Below are 9,923 nucleotides of genomic sequence, written 5' to 3' on the forward strand. Positions count from 1 at the left end.
ATGCCGGGCCAGCACGCCGAGGCCGCCCAGGCGGTCCAGGCCTGGCTCGGCCACCTGGCCCAGGAGCGGCGCGCCTCGCCCCGGACCCTGGAGGCCTATGGGGCGGCGGGGCGACGCTATGTGGCCTTCCTGGAAAAGCACCGCGGCGGCCCCCTGACCATCGCCGCCCTGGCCGGGATCGAGACCGCCGAACTTCGCGCCTGGCTGGCCTATCTTCGCCAGGGCGACCATCCCCTGTCGCCGCGCTCCCTGTCCCAGGCCCTGTCGGCCGTGCGAGGTTTCCACAGGTTTCTCGATCGAAGGCTCGGCGTGGCCAACGCCGCCATCACCCTGGTGCGGGGACCCCGCGTCAAGCCCGGGGCGCCGCGGCCGATCAGCGAGGACCAGGCCTTCGGTCTGATCGCTGAGCCCGGCCTGAACGCCGACCTCGACCCCTGGGAGGCCAGCCGCGACGCGGCGGTCTTCACCCTGCTCTATGGCTGCGGCCTGCGGATTTCCGAGGCCCTGTCCCTGCGTCGCAGCGACGTCCCCTTGGGCGAAACCCTGCGGATCACCGGCAAGGGGGGCAAGGCCCGCCTGGTCCCGGTGCTGCCGGCGGTGAGCGCCGCCATCGCGGCCTATCTGGCCGACCTGCCCTTCGTGCTGGCCGACGACGAGCCCCTTTTCCGCGCCCGCCGGGGCGGGCCGCTCAGCCCGCGGCACGTGCAGGCCAGCATGCAGATTCTGCGGGGCCGGCTCGGCCTGCCCGACAGCGCCACCCCCCACGCCCTGCGTCATTCCTTCGCGACTCATCTCCTGGGCGCAGGCGCCGACTTGCGTTCTATTCAGGACCTGTTAGGCCACGCGTCGCTGTCCACCACCCAGCGTTACACCGAGGTGGACGCTCAGCGGCTGCTCGCCGCCTACGCCAAGGCTCACCCCCACGCATGACCTGCCCGATCCGACTGCGATCCGTCACATCCGCCGACCTGCCGATCTTCTTCGAGCAGCAGCGGGACCGGAGCGCCAACCACATGGCCGCCTTCGGCGCCGCCGACCCTGAGGACCGCGCCGCCTTCATGGCCCGCTGGGACCGGTTGCTGAAGACGCCCGGCGTCACGGCCCGCACCATCGTGGTGGCCGGCGATGTGGCGGGTCACATCATCAACGAGGCGCCCTATGGCGCGCCGTCGATCTCCTATTGGGTGGGCAAGCCCTGGTGGGGCCACGGGGTCGCCACCGGCGCCCTGACCGCCTTCCTGGAGCAGGTCGAGGTCCGCCCCGTCCAGGCCCGGGTGGCCAAGGACAATATCGCCTCGATCAAGGTGCTGCAGCACGCCGGCTTCGCCATCCGCGGACAGGCCAAGGCCTTCGCCCCTGGCCGGGGCGAGGAGGTCGAGGAATACGTCCTGGTGCTGGAACCCGAGACGCTCGCCCAGGCGAGCTGATCTGGCGACGACCGCCGATAGCTATTTCCGTCACCCTCGCGCCTGACGCGAGGGTCCATGGTCACCGGCCAATCAAGGTGTTCATGGATGGTCGGGTCAAGCCCGACCATGACGATGGGAGAGTGCGCGCCCCCGCCCTGCGACCGCCCTCGTCCTTCGAGGCCCTGCTGGCGCAGGGCGCCTCTGGATGAGCACGGACTTCAGAGGCCCGCGCCACCCGCCTCCCTCATCCTGAGGTGCGCGCGTCAGCGAGCCTCGAAGGACGCAACGCCTCGCCTCAGGCCTGCATGGTCCAGCCCTCGACGCCCATGGCGGCCTGGCGGCCGGCTTCCGAGCGGGTCGGGTGCGGATGGCAGATGCGCGCGATGTCCTCGCTGGCGGCCTTGAAGGCCATGGCCACGCAATATTCGCCGATCATCTCGCCGGCCTGCGGACCCACGATGTGGACGCCCAGGATCTCGTCGGTCTTGGCGTCGGCCAGGACCTTGGCGAAGCCGTCGGTTTCGTGGTTGATCTTGGCCCGGCTGTTGGCGGTGAAGGGGAACTTGCCGACCTTGTAGGCCACGCCCGCCTCCTTCAGCTGCTCCTCGGTCTTGCCGACCCAGGCCACTTCAGGGGCCGTATAGACGACGCTGGGGACCAGATTGTAGTCCACATGGCCCGCCTTGCCGGCGATCAGCTCGATGCAGGCCACGGCGTCTTCCTCGGCCTTGTGGGCCAACATCGGGCCATGGATGGCGTCGCCAATGGCCCAGACGCCCGCCGCCGAGGTCTTGAAGTGGTCGGTCTCGATGACGCCGCGCTTGTCCGGCGTGACGCCCACGCTCTCGAGCCCCAGGCCTCCGGTGTAAGGACGCCGGCCGATGGCCACCAGGACGTAGTCGGCCTCCAGGGTCTCGGCCTCGCCGCCGGCCACGGGCTCGACGCTCAGCTTGACGCCGGATTTCGAGGTCTCGGCGCCGGTCACCTTGGCGCCCAGCTTGAAGACGATGCCCTGCTTGGTCAGCGAGCGCTGGAAGGTCTTGGCCGTCTCGGTATCCATGCCCGGCGTGATGCGGTCGAGGAACTCCACCACGGTCACCTCGGCGCCCAGCCGGCGCCAGACCGAGCCCAGCTCCAGGCCGATGATGCCGGCGCCGACCACGATCAGCTTCTTGGGCACTTCAGGCAGCGACAGGGCGCCGGTGGAGTCGACGATGCGCTTCTGGTCGATGGTCACGCCGGGCAGCGGGGTCGGCTCCGAGCCGGTGGCGATGACGATGTTCTTGGCTTCGAGAGTCTGGACCGAACCGTCGGCGCCCGTGACCTCGACCTTGCCGGGGCCGGTGATCTTGCCGGCGCCCTTGATCCAGTCGGCCTTGTTCTTCTTGAACAGGAATTCGATGCCCTTGGTCAGCTGGGTCACCGACTCGGCCTTCTGGGCCATCATCTGCGACAGGTTCAGCTTGGGCTTCACCTCGATGCCGAGGGTGGCGAATTCCTTGCCCACGGCCGCGTCATACATTTCGGAGGCGTGCAGCAGCGCCTTGGACGGCATGCAGCCGACGTTGAGGCAGGTGCCCCCCAGGGTCTCGCGCTTCTCGACGCAGGCGACCTTCAGCCCCAACTGACCGGCCCGGATGGCCGCATTGTATCCGCCGGGGCCGCCCCCGATGATGACGACGTCGTATTGGGACATGGGACTAGGATCCGTTGGTCAGAGGGTCAATAACGAGGATATGGCGAAGCGTCAGGGCCGGGGTCGGCGTAGTGTAAGATCGCCGCCGACGAAGCGTACGGGTCCGGCAGGATCGGACCAGTCCTCCAGCGGGAGCCCCTTCACGCGAATGAATTCTCGGATGTTGGCGGTGACCACGGTCCAGCCTCGATTGAGAGCCTGACCCGCAATGAGGACGTCAAAGCCGCCAATGCTCAGGCCGGAGAGGCGAAGCTCCGCGCGGAGCCGGGCGGCCGCAAGGCCATCCTCTGGCGTCCAGCTCTCCAAGGTCAACTGAGACGCCAGGCGATCGACCTGCGCCATGTGATGGACGGGCCGGTCGCTCTTATGGGCGCCGTACATGAGTTCGTGGAAGACGATGGGGGAGAGATGCAGGCTTTGTCCCTCCCGGTCGACTTGCGCCAGGCAGTCTCTGAAATGCGGCAGCCGCCCGCGAATGATCTCGACCGCAGCGTTCGTATCGAGGCTGATGCTCATTCGTCGAAATCGATCTCGCGCGGGAGCAGTTGCTCTGCGCGATCGGGAAAGGGCGCATCGGTGATGTCGTCTATGTCGCGCCAGACGGCGGCCCAATCCGTCTGGATCGGCTCCAGGATCACCCGTTGACCCTCCTTGCGGATGCGAACCTCCGAGGCGTCGAAGCGAAAAGCCTTGGGAAGCCGCACGGCCTGGCTGCCGCCATGGGTGAAAATCTTCGCACGAAGGTCCGACATAGAACGTATATACGCCCCGTATCTACTCCAGACAAGCGCCTCTGGACTAGAGGTCCAGCAGCAGACGCTGGGGATCTTCGATGGCGTCCTTGACCTTCACCAGGAAGGTCACCGCGCCCTGGCCGTCCACCACGCGGTGGTCGTAGGACAGCGCCAGGTACATCATCGGGCGGATCACCACCTGGCCTTTCACGACCATCGGGCGCTCCTGGATCTTGTGCATGCCCAGGATGCCCGACTGCGGCGCGTTCAGGATCGGGGTCGACATCAGCGAGCCATAGACCCCGCCGTTGGAGATGGTGAAGGTGCCGCCCTGCAGGTCGTCCAGGGCCAGCTGGCCGTCGCGGGCCTTCTTGCCCATGGCGCCGATGGCCTTTTCGACCCCGGCCAGGCTCATATCGTCGGCGTCACGGATGACCGGGACCACGAGGCCCTTCTCGGTGCCGACCGCCACGCCGATGTCGTAGTGGTTCTTGTAGATGATGTCCTGGCCGTCGATCTCGGCGTTGACGTCGGGCACCTGCTTGAGGGCCGCGATGCAGGCCTTCACGAAGAAGCTCATGAAGCCCAGGCGGACCCCGTGGCGCTTCTCGAACACGTCCTTGTATTCGGTGCGCAGGGCCATGACCGCGCTCATGTCCACCTCGTTGAAGGTGGTCAGCATGGCGGCGTTGTTCTGCGCCTCCTTCAGGCGGCGCGCGATGGTCTGGCGCAGGCGGGTCATGCGGACCCGCTCCTCGCGCTCATGCAGCTCGCGGGGCGCGGCGGGCGCCGCGGCCGGCGCCGGGGCGCTGGCGCGAGCCTCCAGGGCGGCGATGGCGTCGCCCTTGGTCACCCGGCCGTCCTTGCCCGAGCCGCCGACCTTGGAGAGGTCGAGGCTGTTTTCCGTGGCGATCCGCTGGGCCGAAGGGGCCGCGGGCTTGCTGGTCATCACCTCGGGCTGGGCCGGCGCCTTGGGGGCTTCGGCCTTGGGCTCGGGCTTGGCTTCAGCCTTGGGCGCTTCGGCCTTGGGGGCCTCAGCCTTGGCCGGCGCAGCGGCCGCGCCGCCTTCGGACATCTTGCCCAGCACCGTGCCGGGCTCGACGGTGTCGCCCTCGCCGGCCAGGATCTCGCTCAGCACACCGTCGGCGGGGGCGGCGACTTCGAGGCTGACCTTGTCGGTCTCCAGCTCGACCAGGATTTCGTCCTTACGGACGGCATCGCCCGCCTTCTTGGCCCAGCGCGCCACCGTCGCCTCGGTGACGGACTCGCCCAGGGCGGGGGTCATGATGTCGGCCATAGCGGTAGATTCCTGTTCTTATTCAGTTCTTAGACGGACGAGGCCCTAGGCGAAGGCTTCGTTGAGGAAGGTTTCAAGCTCGGCCAGGTGGCGGCTCATCAGACCGGCGGCCGTCGAGGCCGAGGCCGGACGGCCCACATAGCGGGCGCGGCGGGGTTTGACGTCCAGACGCTCGAGGGTCAGCTCCAGCCACGGATCGACGAAGGTCCAGCCGCCCATGTTCTTGGGCTCTTCCTGGCACCAGACCAGCTCGGCGTCCTTGAAGCGCTTGAGCTCGTTGGACAGGGACTTCACCGGCCAGGGATAGAACTGCTCCAGGCGCAGGATATAGACGTCGTTGATCCCCTTGGCCTCCCGGGCCTCCAGCAGGTCGTAATAGACCTTGCCCGAGCACAGGATCACCCGGCGGATCTTGTCGTCGGGAACCAGGGCGACCGTGGTGTTCTCGCCCCGCTCGGCGTCGTCCAGCAGCACCCGGTGGAAGGACGAACCCTCCGACATGTCGGTGAGGCGCGAGGTCGCCTTCTTGTGACGCAGCAGGCTCTTGGGCGTCATCAGGATCAGCGGCTTGCGGAACTCCCGCAGCAGCTGGCGACGCAGGATGTGGAAATAGTTGGCCGGGGTGGTGCAGTTGGCCACCTGCATATTGTCCTCGGCGCAGGACTGCAGGAACCGCTCGAGCCTGGCCGACGAGTGCTCCGGCCCCTGGCCCTCATAGCCGTGGGGCAGCAGCATCACCAGGCCGCTCATCCGCAGCCACTTGCGTTCGCCTGACGAGATGAACTGGTCGATGACCACCTGGGCGCCGTTGGTGAAGTCCCCGAACTGGGCCTCCCACAGGGTCAGTGTCCGCGGCTCGGCCAGGGAGAAGCCGTATTCGAACCCGAGCACCGCCTCTTCCGACAGGGCGGAGTCCAGCACCTCGAAGTGCGCCTGGGTCGGCGAGAGGTTGCGCAGCGGGAAGTAGGTTTCCTCGGTCTTCTGGTCGATCAGAGCCGAGTGGCGCTGGGTGAAGGTGCCCCGCGCGCTGTCCTGGCCCGACAGGCGCACCGGATAGCCCTCGTCCAGCAGGGCGGCGAAGGCCAGGTGCTCGGCGGTGGCCCAATCCAGCCCCTCGCCGCTCTCGATGGCCTCGCGGCGGGTCTGCAGCACCCGGGCCACGGTCTTGTGGACGGTGATCCGTTCCGGCGTCGCGGTGATCTTGCGGCCGAGGTCCAGCAGCTTCTGAAGCGGCACGGCGGTGTCGCCGCGGCGGTCCTCGGTGGTGGGCAGGGTCAGGCCCGACCACTTGCCGTCCAGCCAGTCGGCCTTGTTGGCCTTGTAGTCCTTGCCGGCGTCGAATTCCTTGTCGAGGAAGTCGGCGAACTCGGCGATCCAGGCGTCCACCTCCTGCGCCGTGACGACCTTCTCGTCGATCAGGCGCTGGGTGTAGATTTCCCGCGTCGAGGGGTGGCCCTTGATCTTGGCGTACATCAGGGGCTGGGTCATCGTCGGGTCGTCGCCCTCGTTGTGACCGAACCGCCGATAGCAGAACATGTCGATGACCACGTCCTTGCCGAACTGCTGGCGGTACTCGGTGGCCACCTTGGCGGCGAACACCACGGCCTCGGGGTCGTCCCCGTTCACGTGGAAGATCGGCGCCTCGACCATCAGGGCGACGTCCGAGGGATAGGGCGAAGACCGGCTGTTCTTCGGGCTGGTGGTGAAGCCGATCTGGTTGTTGACGATGAAGTCGATCGAACCGCCGACCCCGTAGCCCTTGAGGACCGACAGCGCGAAGCACTCCGCCACCCCGCCCTGGCCGGCGAAGGCCGCATCCCCGTGCAGCAGCAGGGGCAGCACATGGCCGCGGCCGGCCTCGGGGTTTTCCCGCAGGGTGAAGGCCTGCTTGGCGCGGGCCTTGCCGATCACCACCGGATTGACGATCTCCAGATGGCTGGGATTGGCGGTCAGCGACAGGTGGACCGAATTGCCGTCGAACTCACGGTCCGACGAGGCGCCCAGGTGGTATTTGACGTCGCCCGAGCCCTCGATGTCGGTGGGCAGGGACGAACCGCCCTGGAACTCGTGGAAGATCACGCGATAGGGCTTGCCCATCACCGCGGCCAGCACGTTCAGGCGACCCCGGTGGGGCATACCCAGCACGATGTCGCGGACGCCCAGCGCCCCGCCGCGCTTGATGATCTGTTCGAGCGCCGGGACCATGGCCTCGCCGCCGTCCAGGCCAAAGCGCTTGGTGCCGGGGAAGCGGCGGTGCAGGAAGCGTTCGAAGCCCTCGGCCTCGATCAGCTTCTTGAGAATGGCCACCTTGCCCTTCTCGGTGAACTCGATCTCCTTGTTGCGGCCCTCGATCCGCTCCTGCATCCAGGCCTTCTGGTGCGGATCGGAGATGTGCATGTACTGCACGCCGATGTCGCCGCAGTAGGTGCGGCGCAGGATTTCGAGGATTTCCCGGATCGTGGAGGTCTCGAGGCCCAGCACATAGTCCAGGAAGACGGGCCGGTCGTAGTCGGCCTCGGTGAAGCCGTAGGAGGCGGGGTCCAGCTCGCTGGCGTCGCCAGGCACGATGGCGATGCCCAGGGGATCGAGATTGGCCCGCAGATGGCCGCGCATCCGGTAGGCCCGGATCATCATGATGGCGCGGAGCGAATCCAGGGTGGCGGCGCGCACCGCGTCGATCGAGGCGGCAGGCGCCCGCTCGGCCACCTTCTTTTCGAGCTTGGCCTCGACCGCCGGCCAGAGACCGTCCAGGGCTGAAAGCCAGTCGGGGCGCGCGGCGGGCGCGTCAGGGCGGACCCAGCCGGGCTTGGCGGCGGCCTGCTTGATCTCCTCGGCCCGCTCGTGGAGCGAGGCGAAGAAGGCGCGCCACGAAGGCTCCACCGACCCGGGGTTCTCCGCCCACTGGGCGTAGAGATCCTCTACGAAGGCCAGGTTGCCGCCATAAAGGAACGAAGTCTCGGCGAGAACCTCGTTAATCAGACCTGCGTCGTCCGCCATGCTTCCGCTTCCAGACGGCCCGCGAAGCTTCTTGGTGAGAGGAGCCGACGGCGGACCGCCATACGCTTGATTGTGTCAGGCGCCCTTGAGCACCTGGAGCAGGGTTTCGCCAAGTTTCGCCGGAGAGGGAGAAACGCGGATGCCCGCATCTTCCATCGCCGCGATCTTGTCCTCGGCGCCGCCCTTGCCACCCGAGATGATTGCGCCCGCGTGACCCATCCGCCGCCCGGGAGGGGCGGTGCGTCCCGCGATGAATCCGACCATAGGCTTCTTCTTCGGTGAATTCTTGATGAATTCCGCCGCCGCTTCCTCGGCTGCGCCGCCGATCTCGCCGATCATGATGATCGACTCGGTCTCGTCGTCGTCGAGGAACATCTGAAGCACGTCGATGAACTCGGTGCCCTTGACCGGGTCGCCGCCGATGCCGACGGCCGTGGTCTGGCCCAAGCCCACCTGCGTGGTCTGAAACACAGCTTCGTAGGTAAGCGTGCCGGAGCGGGAGACAACACCCACCGAGCCGCGCTTGAAGATATTTCCCGGCATGATGCCGATCTTGCACTCATCCGGCGTCAGCACGCCGGGGCAGTTGGGGCCGATCAGGCGGGACTTGGAGCCCGACAGGGCGCGCTTGACCTTGACCATGTCGGCCACCGGGATGCCCTCGGTGATGCAGATGATCAGCGGGATCTCGGCCTGGATCGCCTCGAGGATCGAGTCCGCGGCGAACGGCGGCGGCACATAGATCACGCTGGCCTCGGCGCCGGTCTGGTTGACCGCCTCGCTGACGGTGTCGAACACCGGCAGGCCGATATGGGTGGAGCCGCCCTTACCGGGCGTCACGCCGCCGACCATCTTGGTGCCGTAGGCGATGGCCTGTTCGGAGTGGAAGGTGCCCTGGCTGCCGGTGATGCCCTGGCAGATGACACGGGTTTCTTTACCGATGAGGATGGACATTAAGCGGCTTCCCGAACGGCCTTGACGATCTTTTCTGCGCCGTCCGACAGATCATTGGCGGACACGACGTTCAGGCCGCTCTCGGCGATGATCTGCTTGCCGAGCTCGACATTGGTGCCTTCCAGGCGAACCACCAGGGGCACCTGCAGGCCGACTTCCTTCACCGCCTCGACCACGCCCTCGGCGATGATGTCGCAGCGCATGATGCCGCCGAAGATGTTGACCAGGATCCCCTTCACGCTGGGATCGGCGGTGATGATCTTGAAGGCCGCGATGACCTTTTCCTTGGTCGCGCCGCCGCCCACGTCGAGGAAGTTGGCCGGCTCGGCGCCATAGAGCTTGATAATGTCCATGGTCGCCATGGCCAGGCCCGCGCCGTTGACCATGCAGCCGATCTCACCGTCGAGGGCGATGTAGGAGAGGTCGTACTTGGACGCCTCGATTTCCTTCTCGTCTTCCTCGGTGGTGTCGCGCAGCTCGACGATGTCGGGATGGCGATAGAGCGCATTGCCGTCGAAGCTGACCTTGGCGTCCAGCACCCGCAGGTGATCGTCCTCGGTGACGATCAGCGGGTTGATCTCGAGCATCTCCATGTCCTTGGCGAGGAACGCCGCATAGAGCTGGCCGAGCAGGGTGGCGGCTTCCTTGGCCAGACCGCCGGTCAGGCCGAGCGACTTGGCCAGGTTCCGCCCGTGATGCGGGAAGACGCCGGTGGCCGGGTCGATGGAGAAGCTGATGATCTTTTCGGGGGTCGAGGCGGCGACCTCTTCGATGTCCATGCCGCCTTCGGTGGAGGCGACCACCGAGACGCGGCTGGTGTCGCGGTCGACCAGCAG

At 67.1% G+C, this 9,923-nt stretch carries 9 protein-coding genes; 2 read left to right on the forward strand and 7 right to left on the reverse strand.

From position 1 onward, the window contains the following. Both Q8L83_RS00510 and Q8L83_RS00515 read left to right on the forward strand, forming a co-directional pair. Positions 1–930 carry a tyrosine recombinase XerC gene (locus Q8L83_RS00510; protein WP_305284162.1) on the forward strand — a complete coding sequence of 310 codons (930 nt, stop codon included), beginning with the start codon at positions 1–3 and terminating at the stop codon, positions 928–930. Then, on the forward strand, positions 927–1,427 hold the full coding sequence (locus Q8L83_RS00515; protein ID WP_305284151.1) for a GNAT family N-acetyltransferase: 501 nt from the start codon (positions 927–929) through the stop codon (positions 1,425–1,427). Before Q8L83_RS00510 ends, Q8L83_RS00515 begins: the two co-directional genes overlap by 4 nt. A 277-nt stretch (positions 1,428–1,704) precedes the next feature. Here Q8L83_RS00515 and lpdA read toward each other — a convergent pair whose 3' ends face one another. From lpdA to sucC, 7 genes are all read right to left on the reverse strand, one after another. Further along, positions 1,705–3,105: a dihydrolipoyl dehydrogenase gene (gene lpdA, locus Q8L83_RS00520; RefSeq protein WP_305284152.1), complete on the reverse strand. Its 1,401-nt coding sequence runs from the start codon at positions 3,103–3,105 to the stop codon at positions 1,705–1,707. A 51-nt stretch (positions 3,106–3,156) separates the two neighbouring features. After that, positions 3,157–3,621: a type II toxin-antitoxin system VapC family toxin gene (locus Q8L83_RS00525; RefSeq protein WP_305284153.1), complete on the reverse strand. Its 465-nt coding sequence runs from the start codon at positions 3,619–3,621 to the stop codon at positions 3,157–3,159. Continuing rightward, positions 3,618–3,857, reverse strand: coding sequence for an antitoxin (locus Q8L83_RS00530; protein WP_300573939.1), 240 nt, complete (start codon positions 3,855–3,857; stop codon positions 3,618–3,620). The genes Q8L83_RS00525 and Q8L83_RS00530 overlap by 4 nt, the downstream gene beginning before the upstream one ends. A 46-nt stretch (positions 3,858–3,903) precedes the next feature. Then, positions 3,904–5,136 carry a 2-oxoglutarate dehydrogenase complex dihydrolipoyllysine-residue succinyltransferase gene (gene odhB / locus Q8L83_RS00535; RefSeq protein ID WP_305284154.1) on the reverse strand — a complete coding sequence of 411 codons (1,233 nt, stop codon included), beginning with the start codon at positions 5,134–5,136 and terminating at the stop codon, positions 3,904–3,906. Between the two features lie 45 nt (positions 5,137–5,181). Further along, complete coding sequence (locus Q8L83_RS00540; RefSeq protein ID WP_305284155.1) at positions 5,182–8,133, reverse strand: 2-oxoglutarate dehydrogenase E1 component; 2,952 nt, start codon at positions 8,131–8,133, stop codon at positions 5,182–5,184. Between the two features lie 75 nt (positions 8,134–8,208). Beyond that, the gene (gene sucD / locus Q8L83_RS00545) at positions 8,209–9,087 is read right to left on the reverse strand and encodes a succinate--CoA ligase subunit alpha (protein WP_305284156.1); all 879 of its coding nucleotides are present in this window, start codon (positions 9,085–9,087) and stop codon (positions 8,209–8,211) included. Continuing rightward, positions 9,087–9,923, reverse strand: an 837-nt coding sequence (gene sucC, locus Q8L83_RS00550) for an ADP-forming succinate--CoA ligase subunit beta (protein ID WP_305284157.1), incomplete at its 5' end; no start/stop codon positions are given. The genes sucD and sucC, both read right to left, overlap by 1 nt.

The organism is Phenylobacterium sp. (assembly GCF_030680185.1).
Lineage (GTDB): Bacteria > Pseudomonadota > Alphaproteobacteria > Caulobacterales > Caulobacteraceae > Phenylobacterium.

Bases quoted from the DNA above. Each gene is read 5' to 3' on its own strand.
- Q8L83_RS00510 (WP_305284162.1), top strand. From the start codon at position 1: ATGCCGGGCCAGCACGCCGAGGCCGCCCAGGCGGTCCAGGCCTGGCTC.
- Q8L83_RS00515 (WP_305284151.1), top strand. From the start codon at position 927: ATGACCTGCCCGATCCGACTGCGATCCGTCACATCCGCCGACCTGCCG.
- lpdA (WP_305284152.1), bottom strand. From the start codon at position 3,105: ATGTCCCAATACGACGTCGTCATCATCGGGGGCGGCCCCGGCGGATAC.
- Q8L83_RS00525 (WP_305284153.1), bottom strand. From the start codon at position 3,621: ATGAGCATCAGCCTCGATACGAACGCTGCGGTCGAGATCATTCGCGGG.
- Q8L83_RS00530 (WP_300573939.1), bottom strand. From the start codon at position 3,857: ATGTCGGACCTTCGTGCGAAGATTTTCACCCATGGCGGCAGCCAGGCC.
- odhB (WP_305284154.1), bottom strand. From the start codon at position 5,136: ATGGCCGACATCATGACCCCCGCCCTGGGCGAGTCCGTCACCGAGGCG.
- Q8L83_RS00540 (WP_305284155.1), bottom strand. From the start codon at position 8,133: ATGGCGGACGACGCAGGTCTGATTAACGAGGTTCTCGCCGAGACTTCG.
- sucD (WP_305284156.1), bottom strand. From the start codon at position 9,087: ATGTCCATCCTCATCGGTAAAGAAACCCGTGTCATCTGCCAGGGCATC.